The sequence below is a fragment of the Streptomyces sp. SDT5-1 genome, from assembly GCF_052245995.1.
Lineage (GTDB): Bacteria > Actinomycetota > Actinomycetes > Streptomycetales > Streptomycetaceae > Streptomyces.
This window is the reverse complement of sequence record NZ_CM125963.1, coordinates 184,106-208,426: the sequence shown is the minus strand read 5'-3', so window position 1 is coordinate 208,426 and position 24,321 is coordinate 184,106. Positions and strand designations below refer to the sequence as shown.

26 protein-coding genes are annotated in these 24,321 nt (G+C 72.6%); 10 read left to right on the top strand and 16 right to left on the bottom strand.

All coding sequences use genetic code 11. The annotated features are described in order from the left end of the window. Positions 1-6: 6 nt before the first annotated feature. The gene (locus ACTWJ8_RS01055; protein WP_356382165.1) at positions 7-1,062 is read right to left on the bottom strand and encodes a carbamate kinase; all 1,056 of its coding nucleotides are present in this window, start codon (positions 1,060-1,062) and stop codon (positions 7-9) included. 202 nt (positions 1,063-1,264) lie between these two features. Here ACTWJ8_RS01055 and ACTWJ8_RS01050 point away from each other — a divergent pair, with 202 nt between their 5' ends. Continuing rightward, on the top strand, positions 1,265-2,833 hold the full coding sequence (locus tag ACTWJ8_RS01050) for a PucR family transcriptional regulator (protein ID WP_356382168.1): 1,569 nt from the start codon (positions 1,265-1,267) through the stop codon (positions 2,831-2,833). On the opposite strand, the gene ACTWJ8_RS01045 is transcribed toward ACTWJ8_RS01050, so the two are convergent. Continuing rightward, positions 2,814-4,187, bottom strand: coding sequence for a purine-cytosine permease family protein (locus ACTWJ8_RS01045; protein WP_443262407.1), 1,374 nt, complete (start codon positions 4,185-4,187; stop codon positions 2,814-2,816). The two genes, ACTWJ8_RS01050 and ACTWJ8_RS01045, sit on opposite strands and share 20 nt — an antisense overlap. A 226-nt stretch (positions 4,188-4,413) precedes the next feature. On the opposite strand from ACTWJ8_RS01045, the gene ACTWJ8_RS01040 reads away from it, so the two are divergent. The 3 genes from ACTWJ8_RS01040 to ACTWJ8_RS01030 are packed head-to-tail and all read left to right on the top strand — an operon-like array spanning position 4,414 to position 8,289. Continuing rightward, on the top strand, positions 4,414-5,979 hold the full coding sequence (locus ACTWJ8_RS01040; protein WP_443262406.1) for an acyl-CoA synthetase FdrA: 1,566 nt from the start codon (positions 4,414-4,416) through the stop codon (positions 5,977-5,979). Positions 5,980-6,028: 49 nt separating this feature from the next. After that, on the top strand, positions 6,029-7,474 hold the full coding sequence (locus ACTWJ8_RS01035) for a DUF1116 domain-containing protein (RefSeq protein WP_443262405.1): 1,446 nt from the start codon (positions 6,029-6,031) through the stop codon (positions 7,472-7,474). Continuing rightward, positions 7,471-8,289, top strand: coding sequence for an oxamate carbamoyltransferase subunit AllH family protein (locus ACTWJ8_RS01030; protein WP_443262404.1), 819 nt, complete (start codon positions 7,471-7,473; stop codon positions 8,287-8,289). Before ACTWJ8_RS01035 ends, ACTWJ8_RS01030 begins: the two co-directional genes overlap by 4 nt. Here the strand turns inward: ACTWJ8_RS01030 and ACTWJ8_RS01025 are convergent. The 11 genes from ACTWJ8_RS01025 to ACTWJ8_RS00975 form a co-directional block, all read right to left on the bottom strand. Beyond that, entirely contained in the window at positions 8,264-9,658 is a 1,395-nt protein-coding gene (locus ACTWJ8_RS01025; RefSeq protein ID WP_443262403.1) for an NADP-dependent succinic semialdehyde dehydrogenase, read from the bottom strand. The genes ACTWJ8_RS01030 and ACTWJ8_RS01025 overlap by 26 nt on opposite strands. A gap of 105 nt (positions 9,659-9,763) precedes the next feature. After that, entirely contained in the window at positions 9,764-10,240 is a 477-nt protein-coding gene (locus ACTWJ8_RS01020) for an NUDIX domain-containing protein (protein ID WP_356382185.1), read from the bottom strand. 55 nt (positions 10,241-10,295) lie between these two features. Beyond that, positions 10,296-10,823, bottom strand: coding sequence for a GAF domain-containing protein (locus ACTWJ8_RS01015; protein ID WP_356382188.1), 528 nt, complete (start codon positions 10,821-10,823; stop codon positions 10,296-10,298). A 174-nt stretch (positions 10,824-10,997) separates the two neighbouring features. Next, entirely contained in the window at positions 10,998-12,515 is a 1,518-nt protein-coding gene (locus tag ACTWJ8_RS01010; RefSeq protein ID WP_443262402.1) for an MFS transporter, read from the bottom strand. Between the two features lie 134 nt (positions 12,516-12,649). Further along, entirely contained in the window at positions 12,650-13,909 is a 1,260-nt protein-coding gene (locus ACTWJ8_RS01005) for a cation:proton antiporter (RefSeq protein ID WP_356382193.1), read from the bottom strand. A 4-nt stretch (positions 13,910-13,913) separates the two neighbouring features. Then, positions 13,914-14,399 (bottom strand): cation:proton antiporter regulatory subunit, encoded by a 486-nt coding sequence (locus ACTWJ8_RS01000; RefSeq protein WP_443262401.1) that lies wholly within the window; start codon positions 14,397-14,399, stop codon positions 13,914-13,916. 141 nt (positions 14,400-14,540) lie between these two features. Next, on the bottom strand, positions 14,541-16,088 hold the full coding sequence (locus ACTWJ8_RS00995; RefSeq protein ID WP_443262399.1) for an ATP-dependent DNA ligase: 1,548 nt from the start codon (positions 16,086-16,088) through the stop codon (positions 14,541-14,543). 47 nt (positions 16,089-16,135) lie between these two features. Next, positions 16,136-16,627 carry a glutathione peroxidase gene (locus tag ACTWJ8_RS00990; RefSeq protein ID WP_443262397.1) on the bottom strand — a complete coding sequence of 164 codons (492 nt, stop codon included), beginning with the start codon at positions 16,625-16,627 and terminating at the stop codon, positions 16,136-16,138. An 85-nt stretch (positions 16,628-16,712) separates the two neighbouring features. Beyond that, a complete protein-coding gene (locus ACTWJ8_RS00985; RefSeq protein ID WP_443262395.1) occupies positions 16,713-16,922 on the bottom strand; it encodes a hypothetical protein in 210 nt (69 codons plus the stop codon). A 306-nt stretch (positions 16,923-17,228) separates the two neighbouring features. Beyond that, a complete protein-coding gene (locus ACTWJ8_RS00980) occupies positions 17,229-17,381 on the bottom strand; it encodes a hypothetical protein (protein WP_443262394.1) in 153 nt (50 codons plus the stop codon). A 26-nt stretch (positions 17,382-17,407) separates the two neighbouring features. Beyond that, on the bottom strand, positions 17,408-17,620 hold the full coding sequence (locus tag ACTWJ8_RS00975; protein WP_443262393.1) for a hypothetical protein: 213 nt from the start codon (positions 17,618-17,620) through the stop codon (positions 17,408-17,410). A gap of 271 nt (positions 17,621-17,891) precedes the next feature. Between ACTWJ8_RS00975 and ACTWJ8_RS00970 the strand changes: the two genes are divergently transcribed. Beyond that, positions 17,892-18,176 (top strand): ATP-binding protein, encoded by a 285-nt coding sequence (locus ACTWJ8_RS00970; protein WP_443262392.1) that lies wholly within the window; start codon positions 17,892-17,894, stop codon positions 18,174-18,176. Between the two features lie 142 nt (positions 18,177-18,318). Next, complete coding sequence (locus tag ACTWJ8_RS00965) at positions 18,319-18,612, top strand: hypothetical protein (protein WP_356382211.1); 294 nt, start codon at positions 18,319-18,321, stop codon at positions 18,610-18,612. Between the two features lie 8 nt (positions 18,613-18,620). On the opposite strand, the gene ACTWJ8_RS00960 is transcribed toward ACTWJ8_RS00965, so the two are convergent. After that, positions 18,621-19,499 (bottom strand): AraC family transcriptional regulator, encoded by an 879-nt coding sequence (locus tag ACTWJ8_RS00960; protein WP_356382214.1) that lies wholly within the window; start codon positions 19,497-19,499, stop codon positions 18,621-18,623. 275 nt (positions 19,500-19,774) lie between these two features. Between ACTWJ8_RS00960 and ACTWJ8_RS00955 the strand changes: the two genes are divergently transcribed. Next, positions 19,775-20,371: a DedA family protein gene (locus ACTWJ8_RS00955; RefSeq protein WP_443262390.1), complete on the top strand. Its 597-nt coding sequence runs from the start codon at positions 19,775-19,777 to the stop codon at positions 20,369-20,371. Here the strand turns inward: ACTWJ8_RS00955 and ACTWJ8_RS00950 are convergent. Continuing rightward, positions 20,334-21,110, bottom strand: coding sequence for an alpha/beta fold hydrolase (locus tag ACTWJ8_RS00950; RefSeq protein WP_356382220.1), 777 nt, complete (start codon positions 21,108-21,110; stop codon positions 20,334-20,336). The genes ACTWJ8_RS00955 and ACTWJ8_RS00950 overlap by 38 nt on opposite strands. Before the next feature lie 58 nt (positions 21,111-21,168). On the opposite strand from ACTWJ8_RS00950, the gene ACTWJ8_RS00945 reads away from it, so the two are divergent. Beyond that, a complete protein-coding gene (locus ACTWJ8_RS00945; protein WP_443262388.1) occupies positions 21,169-21,672 on the top strand; it encodes a MarR family winged helix-turn-helix transcriptional regulator in 504 nt (167 codons plus the stop codon). Here the strand turns inward: ACTWJ8_RS00945 and ACTWJ8_RS00940 are convergent. Further along, positions 21,669-22,463: an ABC transporter permease gene (locus ACTWJ8_RS00940; RefSeq protein ID WP_443262387.1), complete on the bottom strand. Its 795-nt coding sequence runs from the start codon at positions 22,461-22,463 to the stop codon at positions 21,669-21,671. The genes ACTWJ8_RS00945 and ACTWJ8_RS00940 overlap by 4 nt on opposite strands. Positions 22,464-22,581: 118 nt before the next feature. On the opposite strand from ACTWJ8_RS00940, the gene ACTWJ8_RS00935 reads away from it, so the two are divergent. Together ACTWJ8_RS00935 and ACTWJ8_RS00930 are read left to right on the top strand one after the other, a co-directional pair. Next, the gene (locus ACTWJ8_RS00935; RefSeq protein WP_443262386.1) at positions 22,582-23,667 is read left to right on the top strand and encodes an S-(hydroxymethyl)mycothiol dehydrogenase; all 1,086 of its coding nucleotides are present in this window, start codon (positions 22,582-22,584) and stop codon (positions 23,665-23,667) included. Beyond that, on the top strand, positions 23,667-24,305 hold the full coding sequence (locus tag ACTWJ8_RS00930) for an MBL fold metallo-hydrolase (RefSeq protein ID WP_356382229.1): 639 nt from the start codon (positions 23,667-23,669) through the stop codon (positions 24,303-24,305). Before ACTWJ8_RS00935 ends, ACTWJ8_RS00930 begins: the two co-directional genes overlap by 1 nt. Positions 24,306-24,321 lie beyond the last annotated feature (16 nt).

Sequence of the window (24,321 nt, the reverse complement as noted above, 5' to 3'; positions counted from 1 at the left end):
GGCGTGTTACGGCTCCGCACCGGGTGTGTTGCCATTGGCGTCGGCCGACCGGGGCGTCGGCACGATCCGCGTACCGGTCGCGCCGCGCAGCGCCTCGCCCAGCGCGCCGGGCGACGTGATCAGGACCCGGTGCCCGCCGGCCGCGAGGAAGTCGAGGGCCGCGCGCACCTTCGGGCCCATGCTGCCCTCGGGGAACTGGCCCGCCGCGAGATGCGCGCGGGCCTGGGCCGCGTCGAGGCGGTCGAGGTCGCGGCGGTGCGGGGTGCCCCAGTCGAGGGCGATCCGTTCGACGCCGGTCGTCACGATCAGCTCGTGCGCGCCGAGCGCGGAGGCGAGCAGCGCGGACGTGGCGTCCTTGTCGACGACCGCCTCCACGCCGCGCAGCGCCCCGTCGGGCCCGCGCGTGACGGGGATGCCGCCCCCGCCGCCCGCCACCACGACGTGCCCGGCGTCCAACAGGGCGGCCACCGCGTTCAGTTCGACCACGGCCCGGGGCGCGGGTGAGGGCACGACGCGGCGCCATCCGCGCCCCGCGTCGTCGGCGACGGTCCAGCCGTGCCGGGCGGCGAGCCGCTCCGCCTCCGCCCGCTCGTAGTGCGCGCCGATCGGCTTCGTGGGCCGCGCGAACGCCGGATCGTCGGCGTCGACGACGGTGTGCGTGAGCACCGCGACCGGTCGCGACCCTGGCGGCAGGGCCTCGGAGAGACCCCGTACGAGGATGTAGCCGATGCTGCCCTGACTGTCGGCGACACACATGTCGAGGTCGAGCAGCGGGAGTTCGGGCGCGAGCTCGGCCGCGAGGTCGGCGCGGCGCTTGATGAAGCCGACCTGCGGGCCGTTCCCGTGCGTGACGACGACGCGGTGGCCCGCGCGGACCAGGTCGGCCACCGGGCGCGCCAACTGGCGGGCGGCGGTGAACTGTTCCGCGATGGTGGCGCGCGGGCCGCCGCTCAGCAGGGCGTTGCCGCCGATGGCGAGGACCGTGACAGGGGCGGCGGGGTGCGTCACGGCCCCCGGCCGCACAAGGGAAGCGGCTGGTGAGGGCGCGGTTCCTGGAGGCATGCCAGGACGATAGGAACCCCGGGCGCGGCGGTCATGGGCAGCCGGTGCCAGCGTGTGCGCGGGGGCGTTGACGCTCGCTGACAGTGCCTCGGGGCGCGCCGCGTGGGCTCGTGGTGGAGGGGCCCCGGCGGGCCCAGGAGTCGTATACAACCTTGCGTCACGAGCGTTTACAGCCCCCGCCCGGGCGCCCATAGTGAGCTGCGTGACCCCTGTTCCGCGCACCGTGACGGCACCCCGTCCCGCCGGCTCCGCGGGCCTGACCGTGGCCCAGGCGCTGGAGCTGCCCGCGCTCACGGGCGCCCGTCTGGCGGCGGGGGAGCGCGGCGCGCGGCGCGGCATCCGGGTCGCCAACATCATGGAAGTGCCGGACATCATCCGCTGGATGCGCGGCGGCGAATTCCTGCTCACCACCGCGTACGCCGTCCGCGACGACGAGCAGGCGCTCACCGGCCTCGTACCCGAACTCGCCGCGCGCGGCCTCGCGGCCCTCGGCGTGAAGGTCGGCCCCTACCTGCCGCGGCTGCCCGCCCCGATGCTGCGCAGCGCCGACGAACTCGGCTTCCCCATCGTCGAGTTGCCGGGCCACGTCATGCTCAATGACGTGCTCTCCGAGGTCATCGGTACCGTGCTCAACCGGCAGGCGCTCAGCCTGGAACGCTCGCAGGCACTGCGCGACCGGCTCTCCCAGGCGGTACTCGGCGGCGGCTCCTACCGCGAACTGGTCGTCCTGCTGTCGGGCGAGACCGGCTGCCCCTCGGCCATCCGCGGCCCCGACGGCACCGTCGTCGCCGCGGCCGGCGACGTACCGGACGACACCCCGGCCGCCGTGACCCGGCCGATCACCGTGGGCCACCGGGGCGGCGGCGAGGTCGCCCTGTGGGCCGGGCCGGGCTGCGCACCCGACGAGGAGTGGGCCACGGCCGCCGAGCACGTCGCGAGCCTCGCCGGCATGCTCGCCGTGCAGGAACGCGTCCTCGCCGAGCGCGAACGCCGGTACCGCACCCTGCTGTTGACCGAACTCGTCTCGCATCCGCCCCGCGACCGGGCCGAGTCCGCGCGCCGCGCCGCCGCGCTCGGCTGGGACCTGGAACGCCCGCGCGCCGCCGTCGTCGTCGAGGCCGGGGCCCGCACGGAGGACGGCGGTGTCCGCCTCACCGAGGAGCGCCTGCTCGCCGCCGCCCGCACCGCCCTCGGCGCCCACACACCCGCCTGGGGCACCCCCGGCGGACTGACCGCCCTCGTCGCCACGGACGGCGCCGCACTGCGCGGGCGCTGCGAGGAGCTGCGGCGCGCCGTCGCCGCCGCGTGCCCCGGGCGGACCTTCGCCGTCGCGGCCGGCACCGTGCGCGCCGACTTCGCCGAGCTCCACCTCAGCCACAGCGAGGCCCTCAGCGCCCTCGCCCTCGGCCGCGAACTCGAAGGCCCCGGGCGGTCGTTCGTCCGGCTCCACGAGGAGAGCGGCGTGTACCGGCTGCTCGACCAGCTGCCTGCCGGGGAGCTCCAGGCGCTCGTCGACGACGCGCTCGGCCCGCTCATCGCCTACGACTCCGGGCACGACGGCAGCCTCGTGCACAGCCTCACCGTGTATCTGCGCCACGACCGCAACGGCGTCGAGGCCGCCGAGGAACTCCACGTGCACTACAACACGCTGCGCTACCGCCTCAAGCAGATCGAAAGGCTCACCGGCGCACCGGACAAGGACCCGATGCGCCGGCTCCAGACGGAACTCGCCGTCCACGCCCACCGATTGCTCAGCGCGCGCTCCCGCTGACGGACGCCGCCTCTGCACCCATGCCCGTACGGGCGGGCGGCCTGTTGCGCAACTGGGGCAGCGAGAACAGGAGATACAGGACCGCTCCGGACAGCGGCAGTACGTGCCACAGCTCGTCACCCGCCACGAACCCGAGCACGACATTGATCGCGAGTCCTACCGAGAACGCCGCCACCGCACGCCAGTTGACCGCCGCCACCGCCGCCTCCGACAGGTCGTAGCTGCCGCGCCGCACCAGGAAGTAGTCGGCGAGCAGGATGCCCGGGATCAGCGGCACCGCGTATCCGAGATACCCGAGATAGGTGAGGAACGCGTCGAGGATCCCCGCCGTGAGCCCGTAGTACGCCAGCCCGCACGCCAGCAGGCCCGCGACGCCGTTCACCGCGATCCGCGGCACGTCGAACGCCGAACGGCCCGCGAGCGACGCCGCGTACATGTTGTTCACCTCGTGCGGGAAGCCCTGGACGAAGATCGCGACGGTGGCCAGCGCCCCCACCCCGACGACGCCGAACGCGGCGCCCATGTCGGACTCGCCGACACCGAGGCCGAGAAGGATGCCCAGCAGGTTGAAGCCGAGGTTGCCGACGACGAACTCGGCGATCGTCGTCGTCCACACGGCTGTGTCGTTGCGGGCGAAGCGCGTGATGTCCGGGGTGACGGTCGCCCCCGTCATCCACTTGTTGATGCCGAGCGCGAACAGGCCGAGCGCCGTCGCCTCCCCGGCCCGTACCGGCTCGCTGCCCACCACGGCACCGAGCCCACCCGCGTGCCGCACTGTCGCCACCACCGCGATCAGCACGGTCGCCAGCATCAGCGGCACACTGATCCGCCCCACCCAGGTCAGCCCCTTGCTGAAGCCCAGGATCGACACGGCCGTGTACGCGGCGCTGAGCACCACGCAGTACACGAGCCCCAGCCACGGATCGCGCCCGCCGGGCAGCACACCCGCCGTGATGCCCGTGCTGTAGCCGACGAAGCCCGCCGACAGCAGCGCGATCACGAACGACGGGATGCGGCTGCCGCCGCGCCCGAAGGCGGCCCGCAGCCCGAGCGCGGTCGTGATCCGCTCCCGGCGGCCGATCAGGCCGCACAGGATCGACACCGCGCTCACCACGAGCGACGAGCCCAGCGCGATCAACAGGGCCGTCCAGAACGGGAAGAAGAGGCCGAGCGACATGCCGTACAGCAGGTCCGTCGCCGAGACCGTGAACCCCATCCGCACCATCATGATCGACAGGGTGGGGCGTGCACTGCCCGGCGGCAGCCGCTCGTCGGCGAAGTCCTCGGTGGCCGCGGCGGCCCTGCGGGCACGGTCGCGGGGATCCTGGTGCGGCGGGGGCTGGGGGACGGGCATGGCGGACACCTTTCGGTTGCCTGTTCGGTGAATGGGCCTGCTGCGGCTCCGTCGACGCGCGGCGCCCGTGGTGTCGGTGAGCGGTCCGACGGGCCACGGCCGTCCCCGACCATGCTGGTCGCGGCCCCGTGTCCCGGTCACTGTCAGCCGCTGCCGGTGATCGGCGCCCGCCCACTGGCACCGTTCGCCGAAGACCCCGCCCGGCGGCGGCCGTAGCGTCGAAGCCATGGAGCCCACCCCGCCCGCCATCGAAGGGCACCCCGCCGCTGACACCCTCACCACGAACTCCGTGCGGTGCGACGCCTACGCCGACTCCGTCGCCCTGATGCGCGCGGCGCAGCACCTGACCGGCCTTCCCGGCATCACGGCCGCCAGCCTCGTCATGGCGACCGAACCCAATCTGCGGCTGCTCGACGACGCCCGCCTCCTCACCGACGAGGGCCGCGCCGCGCGCCCCGCCGACCTGATCGTCGCGCTGCGCGGCACCGCCGACGCGATCGAGCGGGCCCTGCGCGAGGTGCCCGCGCTGCTCGAACAGCCCGCCGCTTCCGACGGCACGGAGCCCGACGCATGGGAGCCGCGCGCTCTCGTCGAGGCGGACCCGGCCACCGCCCTCGCCCTGATCTCCACCCCGGGCCCGTACGCGGCCGCCGAGGCGCTCAAGGCGCTGCGCCGCGGCATGCACGCCTTCGTCTTCAGCGACAACGTGTCGCTCGACCAGGAGATCCGCATCAAGGACGAGGCCCACAGGCTCGGCCTGCTCGCCATGGGCCCCGACTGCGGAACCGGCGTCCTCGACGGTGTCCCGCTCGGCTTCGCCAATGTGTTGCGCCCCGGCCGCGTCGGCCTGATCGGCGCGTCGGGAACGGGACTTCAGCAGGTCTCCTGCCTCCTCGACGCCGCGGGCGAGGGCGTCCGCCAGATGATCGGCACCGGTGGCCGCGACCTCAGCGCCGAAGTGGGCGCGCGCACCACCCTCGACGCGCTCGACCTCCTCGCCGCCGACGACGGCTGCGAGCTGATCGTGCTCGTGTCCAAGCCGCCCGCGCCGGAGGTCGCCGAGCGGGTCGTCGAACGCGCCGGCCGCGCGGGCAAACCGGTCGTCGCCGCGTTCCTCGGCACCGAGCGCCCCACCGAGCGCGGCTCAGTCACCGTCGTCGGCACACTGCGCGACGCCGTCAGGGAAGTGACACGGACTCTCGGCGGGACACCCGCGCCTCCGTGGACCCCACCGGCCGTGACACCAGGGCCCGGCCGGTACCTGCGCGCCCTGTACGCGGGCGGCACCTTCGCCTACGAGGCACGGCACCTGCTGCCCGAAGCCGCCACGGAGGCCGACCCGTACGTGCCCGGCCGCGCCATCACCCTGCCGGAACGCCACCTCGTGCTCGACCTCGGCGACGACGCCTACACCGCGGGCCGCCCGCACCCGATGATCGACCCCACCGTGCGCGCCGCCCACCTCGGCGCCGCGCTGACCGACCCGCACACGGCGGCCGTGGTCCTGGACGTCGTCCTCGGCCACGGCGCGGGCCCCGACCCGGCCGAGGCGCTCGCCGCCGAGCTGGAGAGCGTGGCGGACCGCCGTCCACCGGTCATCGCGTTCGTCGTCGGCACGGACGGCGACCCGCAGAACGCGGACGGGGTCCGCGCCCGGCTGGAGAAGGCGGGCGCGGTGCTCGCCCCGACGAGTACCGACGCCGCCGAGTGGGCGGTGTCGTTGGTGGCCCAGCCAGACCAAATGCACGCCACGGCGGGGGAGTTGGCGGCGACGGCGAAGGCCGGCCCGTGAGCGGGGTGTGCCTGATCCGCCCGTCCGCCCACCCTTCAGGAGGCCACCCATGACCCCGCCCCTCGCCCCCGACCTGCTCCGCTCCGGTGACATCCCACCCCGTATCGCCGCCGTCGGTGTCGCCGACTTCGCCGACGTGCCGCGCACCGCCGGCGCGCACGTGACCGGCCTCGACTGGCGGCCCCCGGCCGGCGGCGACCCGGACCTCGCGTGGAAGCTCGCCGAACTCACCGGGCACGACGCCGTCGGGGCCGCCAACCGGGTCGCCGTCGACCGGCTGCTCGCCGTGCGGCCCGTGTGGCGCGACGTGCGTACCGCCCGCGACGTCCTGCCGGTCCTCGACGACCGCGCCACCGGCGAACGCGTCCTGCTGCACGCCGGACCGCCCGTCGCCTGGCCCGACATGTGCGGCCCGATGCGGGCCGGCGTCATCGGCGCCGCGCTCCTCGAAGGCTGGGCCGCGACCCCCGACGAGGCCGAACGGCTCGCGGACACGGGCGTGTTGCGCTTCGAGCCGTGCCACCACCACGAGGCCGTGGGCCCGATGGGAGGCATCACCTCGCCGTCGATGCCCGTGCTCGTCGTCGAGGACCCGGCCACGGGACGCCGCGCCTACGCCAACCTCAACGAGGGCGCCGGCCGCTGCCTGCGCTACGGGGCGCTCGGCGACGACGTGATGGACCGGCTCCGCTGGATGGCCGACGTACTCGCCCCCGCCCTGCGGGCCGCCCTCGCCGACCGGCCCGACGGCGTCGACCTGCGCGCCGTCGTCGCCCAGGCGCTCCAGATGGGCGACGAGTGCCACAGCCGCAACACCGCCGCCTCCGCCCTGCTCCTCCGAGAACTCGCCGCACCACTGGCCCGCGTGCCCCACGGACCCGACGTGCTCGACTTCCTCGCCGACAACCACTACTGGTTCCTCAACTTCTCGATGGCCGCCGCCAAACTCGCCACCTCCGCCGCCCACGGCGTCCCGCACTCCACGCTCGTCACCGCCTTCGCCCGCAACGGCGTGGAGGTCGGCATCCGCGTCAGCGGCCTCGGCGACGCCTGGTTCACGGCGCCCGCCGCCGAGGTCCGCGGCCTGTACTTCGCCGGATACGGACCCGAGGACGCCAACCCCGACATCGGCGACAGCGCCATCACCGAGACGAACGGCCTCGGCGGCTTCGCCCTCGCCGCCGCCCCCGCCATCACCGGCTTCGTCGGCGGCACCGTTCACGAAGCGCTGCGGACCAGCCGCGACATGGCCCGCATCACGCTCGCCCGCCACGAGGCCTACCGGCTCCCCGCCCTCGGCGGCATCGGTTCGCCCGTCGGCATCGACGTACGCGCCGTCCTCGACACCGGCATCGAGCCCGTCGTCACCACCGGCATCGCCCACCGCGAACCCGGCATCGGGCAGATCGGCGCAGGGCTCGCGCACGCGCCCCTGGAGTGCTTCCGCAAGGCACTCGCGGCGTTCGACGTGCCGGACGCCGCTGCCCGGCCATGAGCCCCGCCCGCCTCTCCTGCACCGTGAGCACCCTCGCCCGAGACGTCCTGGCCGGGCCGCCCCGCCCGGCCAGGGTCCTCGCCACCACCCGACAGGCGCTGTACGTGCTCCCGTACGGCGCCGACACCCCGCTCGCCGTGATCGCTCCGGGGGCCGTGCGCGTGCCGACGGCCGTCGTGCTGCCGGGGGCGGCGGGGGAGCGGCCCTTCGACGGCACGGCGGTCGGCGACGCGGGGCGGGTCGGCGGCGGTCACCTCGCCGTCGGCGGCCTCGACCTCGTCGCCCGTGACACATGGCAGCCGCCCCGCGCCCAGGACACCCCACCCGGCCCGACCCGCGAACGCCTCGCCGCACTGCGACCGCCGCGCCCCGTGACCTCGGAGATCCGCTCCGCCGTCACGGCGCTCGACCATGCCCTCACGCACGGGGCCGGTGTCGACCGGCGCCGCGCCGCGGACGCCCTCATCGGCCTCGGCCCCGGAGCCACCCCGTCCGGCGACGACCACCTCTGCGGCCTCCTGCTCGCCGCCCGCCTACCGGGACCGGCCCCCGACTGGCTGCCCGTCCTCCTCGACACCGCCCACCACGCCGCGACCCGCACCGCCCCCGTCTCCGCTGCCCTCCTGCACCACGCCGCCGCAGGGTACTGCGTCCCGCAGGCGGCGGCCGTGCTGCACGCGGCGGCGACCGGCGCGGACCTCGCCGCACCGGTCGCCGCACTGCTCGCCGTCGGTCACAGCTCCGGCAGCGACCTGCTGCACGGGCTGTGCGCCGGGGCCAGGCTCGCCCTCAGGCCCCGATCCACACCGTCGTGATGTTGCAGAACTCCTTGATCCCGTGGTCCGACAGCTCGCGCCCGTACCCCGAGCGCTTCGCGCCGCCGAAGGGCAGCGCCGGATGGGAGGCCGTCATGCCGTTCACGAAGACGCCGCCCGCCTGACTGTCGCGCACGAACCGCTCGATCTCGTCCTCGTCCCGCGTCCAGATGTTGGAACTCAGCCCGAACGACGTGTCGTTGGCGACCGCGATCGCCTCGTCGAGGTCCGCGACCCGGTACAGCGTCGCCACGGGACCGAACGTCTCCTCCCGGTGGATGCGCATCTCCGGCGTCACATCGGCGATGACCGTCGGCTCGTAGAACCAGCCGCGGTCCGCGAAGTCCTTCGGCCGCTGCCCGCCGCACAGCACCGTCGCGCCGCTCTCCACCGCGTCGTCGACCAGCTCCTCCAGATCGCTGCGGCCCTGCTCGCTGGAGAGCGGACCCACGTCCGTGTCCTCGTCCAGCGGATCGCCGACCCGCAGCTCCCGCATCCCGGCCACGAACGCGTCCCTGAACTCGTCGAACACCGACTCGTGCACGATGAACCGCTTCGCGGCGATGCACGACTGCCCGTTGTTCTGCACGCGCGCCGTCACGGCCGTCTTCGCCGCCTTCGCCACGTCCGCCGACGGCAGCACCACGTACGGGTCGCTGCCGCCCAGCTCCAGGACCGTCTTCTTCACCTCGTCGCCCGCGATGGAGGCCACGGAACGCCCGGCCGGCTCACTGCCGGTCAGCGTCGCCGCCTCCACGCGCTCGTCGCGCAGAATGTCCTCGACGGCGCCCGAGCCGATCAGCAGCGTCTGGAAACAGCCCTCGGGGAATCCGGCGCGCCGGAACAGATCCTCCAGGTAGAGGGCGGTCTGCGGCACGTTCGACGCGTGCTTGAGCAGCCCCACGTTCCCCGCCATCAAGGCCGGCGCGGCGAACCGTACGACCTGCCACAGCGGGAAGTTCCACGGCATCACCGCCAGCACCGGGCCGAGCGGCCGGTAGCGCACATGCGCCCGCACCGCGCCCGAGTCCTTCACGTCGGGCTCCGCCGGATGCTCGTCCGCCAGCAGCCGCGCCGCGTGTTCCGCGTACCAGCGCATCGTCTTCACGCACTTCAGCGCCTCGGCGCGGGCCGCGGCGACCGGCTTGCCCATCTCCGTGGTCATCACCTTGGCGATGTCGGGCGCGTCCGCCTCCAGCAGGTCGGCGGCCCGTTGCAGCAGCCTGGCCCGGTCGAAGAACGTCGTCGTCCGGTAGGAGTCGAAGGCGCTCGCCGCGAGGGCGAGCCTGCGTTCGATCTCCTCCGGGGACAGGGCCTCGTACGTCTTGAGGGTCTCGCCGTTCGCCGGGTTGACCGTCGCGATGGGCATGCTGCCGACCTCCTCTGCGCGGTTCCTACGACCTTCCCGCGCGCCACGGAGGTGCGCAACGTGGGCGGCGGGTGGGACCCGGCCGGGTACCCGCGTCGTGCGACGTCAGACCTGCTCGGCCAGCCGGTCCAGGAACACCGCCTGCGCCTTCACGATCCGGCCGCGCGCCGAGTCCAGGCCGAACCAGGCGACCCGGTCGAGCTCGGGGAACTCCGCCGTACGCCCCGAACCGCGCGGCCACTCCATCGTGAACGTCCCCGGCACCACGGCCGCCGGATCCAGATCGGCCTCCACCGCCCACACCGTCACGTGCTTGCCGCCCGACTGCACCGTCTCGCCCAGCGGCAGCGCGGCGCCCTCCGGAGGCGGCAGGCCCAGCTCCTCCTGGAACTCGCGGCGTGCCGCCTGCCACGCCGTCTCGCCCGGCTCGTGCTCGCCCTTCGGCACACCCCACGCGCCCGCGTCCTTGCGCGCCCAGAACGGGCCGCCCATGTGCCCGAGCAGTACCTCGATCTCGTGCGAAGCGCGCCGGAAGAGGAGCAGGCCGGCGCTGCGCTTCGTTCGCCTCGTCCCGTCAGCCATGCGTCAAGTCTCGGTGCGGGGCCGCGCGTTCGCGAGCAGGCGGCACGGATCTCCTTCAGTTCCCCGCGCGCGGCACGACCCCCAGCGCCGTCGCGTCGGCCAGATGCTGGCCGAGCCGCAGTTGCAGCGGGCCGGGCGGGCCGGGGCGCTCCGACAGCAGGCTCAGCGAGCCCACCGCCCGGTCCCGGGCCCGCAGCGGCACCGCCACCACGCACGCGAATCCGAGACCGCGGGCCATCGCCGTGTACGAGGGCCAGTTGGCGCGCGCGTACGGATGCGCCAGCGGGACGCCCCGGATCGCCGTGGCCGAGCTGCGGCAGTCACGTCCCGGCCCCTCGCCCCAGGTCAGCGCCGCCTGCTCCAGGCGCAGCCCGCGCGGATCCGATGCCGCGACCTCCACCCGGCCCGGCGGCGGATTCAGGACGGCCACCGCCGACTCCACCCCGAGCAGCGCCACGCAGCTGCCGACGAGCGCGGACAGGGCCTGCGCACCACCTCGTACGGCCGCGTCGGCCACTTCGACGAACGCCGTCGCCAGCCGCTCGCTGTCCACCTGGTACGCGTCGTACGGCACGCCACGCATGACGGCCACCTCGCCCCTGTCCTGTCCGCCCCGCACGGCACAACCGCCGCGGCGCGCGGTGGACTGTGCTCAGGGGGTATGCCCGGTGGATGGGCCGGGCGAACCGGACGACGCGTTCCGGCGGGTGCCTCACACATGGGCTCCCCACATGTGCGCTCCCCACATGTGCGCACCTCACATGTGCACGGCGGAGCTTTCGCCGGACATCACCTTCGGCGCGCCCGGCCGGTACAGGAGCAGCGTCACGACGAAGCCGACGCCGAAGAACGCGGCCGACCACCAGTAGGCCGTCGAGTAGCTCTCGATCGCGGCCTCCGCCCGGACCAGCGGCGTCGGCTTCTTGCCGACGAGATAGTTGGCCGCGGCGGTCGTGGCGAGGGTGTTCAGGAGCGCCGTGCCGATGGAACCGCCCACCTGTTGGCTCGTGTTCACCATCGCCGAGGCCACACCTGCGTCGTGCGCGGCGATCCCGGACGTCGCCAGGTTCATGGCCGTCGCGAAGATCAGGCCCATGCCGAGGCCCATCACCAGCGTCGGTGGCAGCACATGTCCCGCGTAGGTGCTGTCGAGGTCGAGGAAGGTCAGCCAGATCATCGCGCCGACCGCGAGCGCCATGCCCAGCGGGACGAGCGGCTTCGGGCCGTACTTCGGCGCGAGCGCGTTCTGCGTGACCATCGACGAGAAGATCATGCAGGCGACCATCGGCAGGAACGCCACACCCGTCTGGACCGGCGAGAACGCCAGGATCTGCTGCAAGTAGTACGTCAGGAAGAGGAACACGCCGAACATGCCCGCACCGGCGATGAACATCGCCAGGTACGACGCGCCGCGGTCCCGGTCGAGCGGCACGCGCAGCGGCAGCAGCGGATGTTCGGCGTCCCTCTCGAACCGGGCGAACGCCGCGAGCAGCACCACGCCGATGATGAGGAATCCCCAGGTCAGGAAGTCGCCCCAGTCGTGCGTCTCGGCGTTCGAGAACCCGTACACGATGCAGAACAGGCCCGCCGACACCAGGATCGTGCCCGGCACGTCCAGCTTCGGCCGGTCCACGGGACGCCCGCCGTGCAGCAGCCGCAGCCCGCCGAGGAACGCGAACGCGGCGAACAGCAGGTTCACGAACAGGCACCAGCGCCAGTCCAGGTACTCGGTCAGGATGCCGCCGAGCAGCAGGCCCACCGCGCCGCCCGCTCCCGCGATGGCGCCGTAGATGCCGAACGCCTTCGCCCGTTCCTTGGGATCCGTGAACGTCGTCGTCAGCAGCGACAGCGCGGCGGGCGCCAGGAGCGCGCCGAACGCGCCCTGCAGCGCACGCGCCACCACCAGCATCCCGAAGCTGACCGCGGCGCCGCCGAGCGCCGATGCCACCGCGAATCCGACGAGACCCGTCAGGAAGACCGCCTTGCGGCCCACCAGGTCGGCGACGCGCCCGCCGAGCAGCAGCAGGCTGCCGAACGCCAGGGAGTACGCGGTGACGACCCACTGCCGGTCGCCGTCGGAGAACCCGAGGTCCTTCTGCGCCGACGGCAGCGCGATGTTCACGATCGTGGCGTCGAGCACCACCATCAGCTGGGCGAGGCCGATCACGGCCAGGATCACCCAGCGGTGCTCGTGCCTGCCCCCGCCCGCGTAGGGCGTGGAGCCGTCGTCCGGCGGGGCGCTCCGCGCCTGCGGGGTGTCGGGCGAGCGATCCATCGTGGCCTCCAAACCACCCGGCCCCCCGATCGGCTTCGCCCACCACGCTAAGCGCCCCCGTCATGGCGGGCGACCGGAGCGCGAACGGGGCCGCCCTCCCGGATGGGAGGACGGCCCCGTCGTTCCGGGCGAGGTCAGCGGCTGTGCTCGTCCACCGCCGCCTGCTTCTCGTCGACCGCCTCGGGCTTCTCGTCCTCGGCGGCCGGGCGCGGCTCGGGAAGGTCGAGCGAGGCCGGGGTGCGCTGCGGGAACAGGCGCTGCGCGAGCGGCTGCACGTAGCGCGCGGTCAGCGGGCCCACGATCACCAGGATCAGGACGTACGCCGTGGCCAGCGGGCCGAGTCGGGGCTCGATGCCGGAGGTCACGGCGAGACCGGCGATGACGATGGAGAACTCGCCGCGCGCCACGAGGGCGCCACCGGCCCGCCAGCGGCCCTTGACGGAGATCCCGGCGCGGCGCGCCGCCCAGTACCCCGACGCGATCTTCGTGCAGGCCGTGACCACGGCCAGCAGCAGCGCGGGCAGCAGCACCGGCGGAATGCTCGCCGGATCGGTGTGCAGGCCGAAGAAGACGAAGAACACGGCCGCGAACAGGTCGCGCAGCGGGGACAGCAGCGTGTGCGTGTTCTCGGCGACCTCCCCGGACAGCGCGATGCCCACGAGGAACGCGCCGACGGCGGCGGACACCTGGAGCTGCTGCGCGAGGCCCGCGACCAGGATGGTCAGGCCGAGCACCACGAGGAGCAGCTTCTCCGGGTCGTCGCTGGAGACAAACTTCGAGATGTGCCGTCCGTACCGCACGGCGATGAACAGCACCAGACCGGCGGCGCCGAGCGCGATGGCGAGCGTGAGCCCGCCCGCCGCCCAGCCGACCCCGGCGAGCAGCGCCGTGATGATGGGCAGATACACGGCCATCGCCAGGTCCTCCAGCACCAGGATGCTGAGGATCACGGGCGTCTCGCGGTTGCCGAGCCGGCCCAGGTCGCCGAGCACCTTGGCGATCACGCCCGAGGACGAGATCCAGGTGACGCCCGCGAGCACGACGGCGGCCACCGGACCCCACCCCATGAGCAGCGCGGCGACGGCGCCCGGCAGCGCGTTGAACGTCATGTCGACGAGACCGGCCGGGTACTGCGTCTTCAGGTTGGTGACGAGATCGCTGGCCGTGTACTCCAGACCCAGCATCAACAGGAGCAGGATCACGCCTATTTCGGACCCGATGGCGACGAATTCCTCGCTGGCGCCGAGCGGCAGCAGACCGCCCTCGCCGAACGCGAGACCTGCCAGGAGATAGAGCGGGATGGGCGAGAACCGCAGACGTCCGGCAAGCCGGCCGAGCAGCCCCAGCGCCAGCGTGATGGCACCGAATTCGATCAGAAAGACAGCACTGTGCATACGGTCACTCCCGCCCCAGAATCGTGGCCGCCGCGTCGACGCCCTCCCGCGTACCGATCACGATGACCGTGTCGCCGCCCGCCAGCCGGAAGTCGGGCGTCGGCGAAGGGATTGCGTCGGCGCGGCGCAGCACGGCCACGATCGAGGCGCCGGTCTCGGTGCGCATCTTCGTCTCGCCGAGCAGCCGGCCGTTCCACACCGAACCGCCCGGGATCTCGATGCGCTCGGCGACGAGCCCCAGGTCGGTGGTGTGCAACAGGTTCGGGCTGTGGTGCGAGGGCGTCAGCGCGTCGATGAGGTACGCGGCTTCCCCCGACGTCAGCTTGAGCGACAGGTCGCAGGCGTCCGGGTCGTCGGCCCGGTACGCGCTGAGGGTGCGGCCCCCGTCGCGATGCGCCACGACCGACAGCTGACGTTGTTCGCGGGTGGTCAGGTCGTAGCGGTAGCCGATTCCCGGCAATGGTGTCCTGCTCAGGCGTGAAGCGGGCACGTCTCTCCCCTTGTCCGTGCGCGGCCGCTGTCCCGGCGGCCAATAGGTGGCAGATGCAACTTTGAATGGATGAACGTCACCCTATACGCGCCAAGCTTTGGCAAAGAAACGGTCAGCGGTTTCAAACGGTTCTTGGCGAGGTCAAGGGGCGACCGTGGGATGGGCCGCGAGCACCGTCTCCACGGAGTCCGCCTGCGCGGCCGTCTTGTCCTCGCGGTACCGCACCACGCGCGCGAAGCGGAGCGTCACGCCCGCCGGGTAACGGGTCGACCGCTGCAACCCGTCGTAGGCGATCTCCACGACCAGCTCGGGCCGGACGGTGACGACATGCCCGTCGTCGTGCACGGCCAGCTCGAGCAGCCGCTCGGTCTGCCAGGCGAGCAGCGCGTCCGTGAGCCCCTTGAACGTCTTGCCGAGCATCGCGAACGAACCGTCGGGCCTGCGCGCCCCCAGGTGCAGATTGGACAGCTTCCCGGTGCGCCGCCCGTGCCCCCACTCGGCGGCGAGCACCACCAGGTCGAGGGTGTGCACGGGCTTGACCTTCAACCAGGAGGCACCGCGCCGCCCGGCGCTGTACGGCGCTTCGAGCCCCTTCACGACGACACCCTCATGCCCACGGGCGAGGGTCTCGTCGAAGAAGCGCCCGGCGTTACGCCGCTGCTCGTCATCGGCTTCATCGTCATTGAGTACGCGCCGCACCCGCATCGGCTCGGGAATCAGCCGAGCCAGCTGCTCATGCCGCTTCGCGAAGGGCAGATCCAGCAGATCCCTCCCATCGACGTACAGCACATCGAAGAACACGGGGGAGACCGGCAGCGCCTCAGCCGCCCGCGCCACGTCGACGCGCGAGCCGACCCGCCCGGCGACGTCCTGGAACGCCCGCGGCCGCCCGTCCGCGCCGAGCGCGATCACTTCGCCGTCGAGAATGAACCGCTCACCAGGGAACTCCCGTACGGCATCGACGACTTCAGGAAGCCGATCGGTAATGTCATCCAAGGTCCGCGTGAAGACCCGCACGTCGCGCCCGTCCCGATGTACCTGCACACGAATCCCGTCGAGCTTCTCCTCGACGGCGCAGGCACCGAGCTTGTCGAGCGCCTCGTCGACGCTCGCGGCGCTGTGCGCGAGCATCGGCTGGACGGGCCGGCCGACGGTGAGCCGGAACTCGTCGAGCGCCTCGGGCCCCCGCGCGAGCAGCACCTGCGCGACGTCCTGCAACCCGCCCGCCAGCATCACCGCGCGCCGTACGTCGGCGGGGGCGGCGCCGGTGGCCTGCGCGAGCCCCTCGGTGGCGACGGCGTCCAGGGCTCCCTGCCGCACCTCACCGGTCACGAGCCCGAACAGAAACCGCTGCTCCGCCTCCGTGGCGGCGCCCATCAGCTCACCGACGAGCCGCTTCCGCTCGGCCTGCGACCCGGCGCCCGACACATCCCCGAGCTCGGTCATCAGGGCATCGACGTCATGAACGCTCAACCGCGGCCGGTCGGCGGGCTCGGTCCGCTCGCTCAACACCCGCCACCCGACACCGAGCCGCCCCTGCGGCAGCCGACCGGCCAGATACGGGATGACGATGGGCACGTCGTCCGGCTCGGCGTCCCGGAACAGTTCGGCGAGCAGCGCGATCTTCCGCGACCGCGCGGAGGCGGCGGCGACGTCCTGGGACACCTGAGCGAGCCGAGCGAACAACATGCGCCCATCGTGCTACGGGCCGGGCGGCGGCGCAGGAGGAGCGGCTCCTAGGCGCCGATCTCCCGCTCAATGGCTTGAACGACTTCGTCTGCATCGGGTGTGGTCTGCGGCGAGAACCGCGCGACGACGTCGCCACCCCGCCCGACGAGGAACTTCTCGAAGTTCCAGCGGATGTCCCCGGTGTGCCCCTCGGCATCGGCCGCGCCGACGAGGTTCCCGTACAGCGGGTGCCGCGCGTCGCCGTTCACGTCGACCTTCTCCGTCATCGGGAAGGTCACGCCGTACGTCGCCGAACAGAACTCGGCGATCTCGTCGGCGCTGCCGGGCTCCTGCCCCATGAACTGGTTGCACGGCACGCCAAGCACGGTGAACCCACGATCCGCGTACTTCTTCTGCAGCTCTTCCAGGGCGGTGTACTGCGGCGTGAGCCCGCACTTCGAGGCCACGTTCACAATGAGCACGGCCTTGCCGAGGTACTGCCCCAGCTCGGCCGATCCACCCTGAAGCCTGTCGATCGCTACTGCGTCATAAACGGTCATGGCCCGGAGCGTACGCGTCCCGGGCCACGGAGAAACGACCGAGGTCCTCCTGCCCCGCCGGGCAGGAGGACCTCGGCGCGCGGAATCAGAGGGAGCCGTTGATGGCGATCTGGTGGGGCTGGGCGAGGGCGCCCTGGGCCTGGGTGGCGGCGCCCTGCAGCGTGGAGACCAGGTCGGCGGTGCCGAAGGTCTTGTCGTCGATGGTGACGCTGCCCTCGGGGCTCAGGCCGCCCGAGACGCTGTCGAGGTCGGCGTCGGAGATCTCGAGGGACTGGATCTGGTGAGCGGAGTTCATGGGGAAGTCCTTCGCACGGGGGGTTTCAAGGGGGAGTGGCGCGGGTGATCACACCACACGGCCGCGCGGAGCATCCAGTCAATGGCCGGTGACGGGAGCGCAGTTGGCCAACCTGAGGCGACAATCTTGTGTGTGCGGGCACAGAATCGGGGCAGTTCCTCCACCTCGTCGAGCGTGCGGCGCGCTCGAAGGGGTTGTCGCCGACGCGGCTGGGGCGACAAATCCGTACCAGCGCGACGAGGCCGCCCCGGCCTTGCGCACGCTCTGTGCAAGTTCTGGTCAACACCAGTGCCGGGGCGTCCGTGGCTACCGGTCGGCGGCGGGAGGTGCGGGGACGTCCCAGACGATGAAGTGGAAACGTGCGCCCTCGTTCTCGAAGTCGCCCATCCACTCCACGGCGGCGAGGTGGTTCGCGCTGGTCGGCAGGCAGAACCAGGTGCCCTCCAGGCCGTAGTCCATGGAGGCCCCGTTGTGGGGGTAGTCGGTCAGCGCGTCCGTGCGCCGCCGGTCACCGCGAAGTCGGCGCTCTTGACCGACTCTCCTACGGTGCCGTGTTCGAGGTCGGCGTAGTCCCCTTCGTGCATCGAGAAGTTGCCGGTCCTGAGGACCTTCGGCGATGCCTTCGAGGGCGAAGGGGACGGAGACACGGTGGTGACGGTGTCGTCCGCCGGGGGCGAGTCGGTGGGGTCGGCGGCCACCGGAGTCTCCGCTGCCGCCGACGCGCGAGGCGCCGACGACGGGGGCTCGCTCCGGGCCGCGTTGTGCCTGGTCTGCGTGATCAGCGTGACGATGAGGCCGAGCGCGGGGACGAGGATGCCGACGACCCACCACGCCCACTTCGGCGGGCCCGTGGTGCGGGCCGGGCGGCGGAAAGGGTCATCGCCAAGCCTTCACATCCTCGACCGCAACCTTCGTGCGCTTCGAGCGGTAGTCACGATGTCCGTAATCCCCCGTTCTCGAAGGAACGACATGTCCCTCTCCCTTTCTCGTGGGGTCACCCGCGTCGCACTGCTCACCGCTGCCGGAGCGGCCTCCGTGGTCGCCACGGCCGGTGCGGCGAGCGCGGCCGCCCTCCCGGCCACGCACGACGGCGGCGGCCTCAGCGGCGCCGTGAACAGCCCGGGCGACCTGCCGACCGACAGCCTCGCGGACGGCGGTCTGCCGACCGACGGCCTGACCAAGGGCGGTCTGCCGGTCGCGGGCGGCGGTCTGCCCACCGACGGCCTCATGGGCGGCCTCCCGATCGGCGGTTGACGCCCTCCGGCGCACACGCGAAGGGCCCTTCGGGGCCCTTTTTTCGTGCTGTGGAGTCCGTCCTCACGGGCGGCATTGACGTCCCCTCCCGGCCACGGGACGATCCGCCCATCGGGACTTGCTCAGCGGATCGGGGTGCGCGGTGGGCGAGGAGCATGGGGCGGAGTTCTCGGATGCTGACGTCGACCGGGAGTTCGCCGACATCGTTCGGCACGGGATGCGTGGCAAGCCGGTCTGGTATCTGGTGCCGTTGCGGATGCTGTGCTCGATGGTGTTCTTCATGACGCTGTCGCTGTGCATCGTGGCCAACGGCGCCGTCATGGACCAGGCGCGCTGGGAGACCGCCACGCTGATCAGTTTCGGCGTGGCGGTCGTCAGTGGTGTGGGGCGGCGGGGCGCGAAGGCCTGGTACGACCGGCGGGTGCGGAAGCGGTAGCCGGAGGGTCAGTCTCCGGCGCGTTCCACCGGGATCCACAGCTCCGCGTCCGCGTGGGTGCCGTCCGGTGACACTGTGGTGCGGGAGAGGGACGGGCCCGGGCGCGAGCGGTACGGGTTCGACGGGAACCACTGTGTGTAGACGTCACGCCAGAGGTACTGGACCGCCTTCGGGAATTCGCCGGACGACTCGAAGACCGCCCAGGTGCCGGCCGGAACGTCGAGGGTGTCCGGCGCGTCGGGGAGGGGGTCCTCCGTCAACACGCCGTGGAAGTAGTCGATTTCGGTGCCCTCAGCGTCGTCCGCCGCATGGTTGCTGACCGCGGCCAGCACACCGCCCGGATCACCCGTCGCGTGCTCCTCCCAGCGGGACAGTGTCTCCTTGCCGATGCTCTTGATGAATTCGACGATGGCGGGGTTCATGCCCTCGTAGACCAGGGGGACCTTCGTCCCCCTGCCGGTGAGAGTGAACGCGTCCTTCTCCACGACCCGGTATCGCATGCTGCTGCTCCCTTCGACGATCAGGCGGAAGGACATGCGTGGCTGGGAGTGCAGTGCGGCGCCCGTCCGGCGGGCCTCGCCGGGCCCGACACCGTGCACCGCGCGGAACGCCCGCGCGAACGACTCGCCCGAGCCGTAGCCGTACCGCACCGCCACATCGAGCAGCGTCCGCTCCCCGGCGAGCACCTCCGCGCCCGCCAGCGTCAGCCGACGGCGGCGGATGTACTCGGAAAGCGGGAGGCCCGCGAGCGCCGAGAACATCCGCCGGAAGTGGTACTCCGACGTCCTGGCGACACGGGCGAGTTCGGCCGTGTCGACGGGCTCGTCGGGGTGGGCCTCGACGTGGTGCTCGATGTGGTCCATGGCCTGGTTCAGCCGTTCCAGCACTCCTTGCCGTCCTTCCCTCGGTGATCACTACGCTAGGGAGGGTCCATCGTGCCGGACCCGACAATCCGTGCCCGGTTCTGTCGGGTCGTGCTGCCCGGACGCGGGGGTTAACCCCACCCCGCGGTCGGACGGTCGCCCCAGTGCGGTGGCGTGGGGCGTGGGCGCATCGTGGAGTGACCCGTCGGGCGGCTTCCCTTAAGGGCGGCCCCCAGAGGTTTCCCCGAGATACGCCGACTCCTCTCGTTTTCTTAACGTTCCTCCCGTTTGCTGAAGGTATGCCCGACTGTCTGGTCTACGGTCTCCTCGCCGTGTGCGTCATGCTCCCGCTGGTGCCGAACTCGTGGCTGCTCGTCAGCGCCGGCGCCATGGCGGCCGACGGTCGGCTCCAACTCGCCCTGGTCCTGCTGGTGGTGTGGAGCGCCGCCGTGCTGGGCGACGTCCTGGTGTTCCGGTCCACGCGACGGTTCTGCGGTCCCGTACTGCGGCGCGTGCGGCGCGTACGACGGCGGGCCGTGCTGCTCGACTGGGCCGCCGTACGGGTCCGCAGACACGGCATCCCGTTCGTCATCGGGATCCGGTTTCTGCCCGCCGGGCGGTTCGTCGGCGTGGTCGCGGCGGGCCTCGTGGACTTCCGGGTGAGCCGGTTCCTCGTGGCGTCCGGTGTGGCGGAGGCGGTCTGGGCCTCGTACTCGACGGGGGTCGGTGTCGTGGGCGGGGTCGCCGCCGGCGGTCCGTTCACGGGCGCGCTGCTGGGGCTCGCCATTTCGGGGACCGTGGCGACCCTGGCCGCGGTCGTGCGGTGGATCGCCGTGCGGCGCAGGCGGCGCGTCGGTGTCACATGTCGCGCAGGGCTTCCGCAAGCGCCCGGTTGAACTCCGCCGGGCGTTCCATGTTCGGGTAGTGCGCCGTGTCGGGGATCGAGGTCGAGCGGCCGTTCGTGACGCTCGACGTCAGGCGTTCCGCCATGCCGATGTGGTCGGGCGAGTCGACGGCGCCGTTGATCGCGCGGATCGGGAGGGTGAGTCCGGCGGCCCGGTCCCAGGTGTCCTTGAGGGGGACGCTCCAGTCGGGTTCCTCCGCCGTGTGCTTCGACATCGTGCCCCAGGTCATCTTCCGCAGGCGGTCGACCACTTGAGGGTCGAGGTCGTCGAGCGTGCGGTGCGGGCCCGACGCGAACCGCGTGAACGCCTCCACCGCCGCGGCCACGTCTCCCGCGGCCATCGCCGACTGCCACGTCTGCCAGAGCCCCGTCGTCCACGGATCCGTGAAGTACGGCTCGCTCGTCCCCGCGCCGCTCACGACCACGCCCGCCACCAACTCCGGGTGTTCGAGCGCCGTGTCCACGGCCAGGGAGGCGCCCATCGAGACGCCGACCAGGATTGCCGGGCCGGTCTCCAGGTGGCGCAGCAGCGCCGCGAGGTCGTCCGTGTGCCGGAACGGCTCCGTGGCGTTGGGGGAGCGGCCGTGGCCCCGCGCGTCCGGCGCGATCACGCGGTGGTCCGCCGCGAGGACGGCGATCTGGTCGTCCCACATGTGGTGGTCGAGGAAGCCGCCGTGGAGCAGAACGAGAGGGCGGCCGGTGCCTTTGTCGATCCAGAAGAGGTCGGACATGACAACCAGGTTGTCATCTGCTCGGCGATATGACAACCCAGGTGTCATGATGGGGCGCGTGAACGAGAACGTGAACGAGAAGGCGAACGAGGGCGTGCACGACGCGGACCGCGACACGGGAACCCTTCCCCCCGCCCTCGCCGACCGCCTCGCCGAAGTGTTCGACCTCGTCGGCCCTCTCTACCGCCGCGCCTACGTCGCCGTGGAGCGCGACGTCGCCGCCGAAGGGCTCTCGTCGGGCTCCCGCGCCGTGCTCGCCATGCTGCACGGGCGAGGGCCCATGACGGTTCCGCAGATGGGGCGGTTCCAGGCGCTCAGCCGTCAGTTCGTGCAGCGCATGGTGAACGAGGTCGCCGAGCGCGGGCTCGTCGAGGCCGTCCCGAACCCCGCCCACAAACGGTCCTCGCTCATCCGCCTCACCGACGAGGGCCGCCGTGTCATCGGCGTCGTCCTCGATCGCGAGCGCGCGGCCCTGCGCACCGTCGACGGCGACATCACCGAGGCCGACATCGACACCTGCCTGCGCGTCCTCTCCGGCCTCCTCAAGATCATGGACGACTAGGGCGCACCCGGCGCGGACCGGTGCAACAGCCCCCGCGCCACCAACTCCACCGTCACCGCCACCGCGATCGCCTGTACGGCCATCAGCGCCACCAGCACGAACAGTTGCACCGCCCCGGCCGTCACCGGCGACGCCCCGCCGAGCAGCATCCCGACGAACGCGCCGGGCAGCGTCACCAGGCCCACCGTCCGCGTCTGGTCGAGGCCGGGAAGGAGGGCTTCCGACGCGGCGGGCCGGCCGATCTCCAGGCGCGCCTCGTGGGGGAGCAGGCCGAGGGCGAGGCACGCCTCCACCTCGCCCCGCCGCGCCGTCAGCTCGTCCAGGACCCGGCGCCCCGCCAGTACGGTCGCCGTCAGCGCGCCCCCGATGAGGATGCCGGTCACCGGGATCACGGCGATGCCGCGCAGCGGAAGCAGACCCGAGGCGATGAGGCCGCCCACCACCGGGGCCACTGGCGCCGCGATCGGGAGCGCCGCCCACACCCAGGTCCGGTTCGACGTGACGCGGCGGCCCGCCGTGCGCGCGGCCACCGCCGCCATCAGCAGTAGGAAGGCGAGCAGCGCAGCCCCGTGCCGCACCACCCAGCCGATCACGAGCGACACCACGGCGAGCTGGACCGCCGCCCGGGCCCCGGCGACCGCGATGTCCCGCGCCCGGCGCCGCGAACCGTCGGGGGAGAGGCGGTGCAGGGCCGCCACGCCCGCCGCGATCGTCAGGAGGACGGCGAGCGCTCCGACGAGCGCGCCGTTGACCGGGAGGAGGGCGGCCGCAGCCTGGATCCGCTGGTGCACCAGAGCAGCGTAGAGCGCCCCGACCTGGGCACCGGTGCTGTTTTCCGCTCCTCACGTGCGCGAGGATGGGCGGGTAACGAAGCGTGAGAGCCGCTATGGAGAAAGAGGGCTGACCGTCATGGCACAGCAGGTGCAGGGCGTGGTCGCGCGAGCCAAGGGTGCGCCCGTGGAACTGGCGACGATCACGGTGCCGGACCCGGGTCCGGGCGAGGCCGTCGTGAAGATCCAGGCTTGCGGGGTCTGTCACACCGATCTGCACTACCGGGAGGGCGGGATCAACGACGAGTTCCCGTTCCTCCTCGGTCACGAGGCGGCGGGTGTCGTGGAATCGGTGGGGGACGGCGTGACGGAGGTCGCCGTCGGCGACTTCGTCGTCCTCAACTGGCGTGCGGTGTGCGGGCAGTGCCGTGCCTGTGAGCGCGGGCGTCCGCAGTACTGCTTCGACACGCACAACGCGAAGCAGAAGATGACCCTGGCCGACGGTACGGAGCTGTCGCCCGCGCTGGGGATCGGCGCCTTCGCCGAGAAGACGCTGTTGGCCGCGGGGCAGTGCACCAAGGTCGACCCGGCCGCGTCGCCGGCCGCCGCGGGCCTGCTCGGCTGTGGTGTGATGGCCGGGATCGGCGCCGCGATCAACACCGGGAACGTGGGGCGGGGCGACAGCGTCGCCGTCATCGGCTGCGGCGGCGTGGGCAACGCGGCCGTCGTCGGTTCGAGCCTGGCCGGCGCGGCGAAGATCATCGCCGTGGACATCGACGACAAGAAGCTCGCCACCGCGCGCGAGCTGGGCGCGACGCACACCGTCAACTCCCGCTCCACCGACCCGGTCGAGGCTGTGCGCCAGTTGACCGGCGGCTTCGGCGCCGACGTCGTCATCGACGCGGTCGGCCGCCCGGAGACGTACGAGCAGGCCTTCTACGCCCGTGACCTCGCGGGCACGGTCGTCCTGGTCGGTGTGCCGACGCCGGAGATGAAGCTGGAGCTTCCGCTGCTCGACGTGTTCGGGCGGGGCGGCGCGCTGAAGTCGTCCTGGTACGGCGACTGCCTGCCGTCCCGTGACTTCCCGATGCTCATCGACCTGTATCTCCAGGGGCGCCTCGACCTCGACGCGTTCGTGACCGAGACCATCGGCCTGGACGACGTGGAGAAGGCGTTCGAGCGGATGCACCACGGTGACGTGCTGCGTTCGGTGGTGGTGTTCTGATGAGCGAGGCCACGGCGCGCATCGAGCACCTCGTCACCTCCGGCACGTTCTCCCTCGACGGGGGCACGTGGGACGTCGACAACAACGTCTGGATCGTCGGCGACGACAGCGAGGCGATCGTCATCGACGCCGCCCACGACGCCGACGCCATCGCCGCGGCGGTCGGCGACCGGCGCCTGGTCGCGATCGTGTGCACGCACGCGCACGACGACCACATCGACGCAGCCCCCGCGCTCGCCGCGCGGACCGGGGCCCCGATCCTCCTGCACCCGGCCGACACCGAGCTGTGGAAGCGCACGCACCCCGACCGCGCGCCGGACGGGGAGCTGGCCGACGGGCAGCGGATCGCCGTCGCCGGCGTCGAGCTGACGGTGCTGCACACGCCGGGGCACTGCCACGGCGCGGTCAGCCTGTACGCGCCCGCGCTCGGCGTGGTGTTCACCGGCGACACGCTGTTCCAGGGCGGGCCCGGCGCCACCGGGCGGACCTTCAGCGACTTCCCGACCATCGTGGAGTCCATCAAGGACCGGCTCCTGACGCTGCCGCCCGAGACCGTCGTACGCACCGGGCACGGTGACAGCACGACGATCGGCGACGAGGCCCCGCACCTCGACGAGTGGATCGCCCGCGGGCACTGAGGCCCGCGCCCGGCCG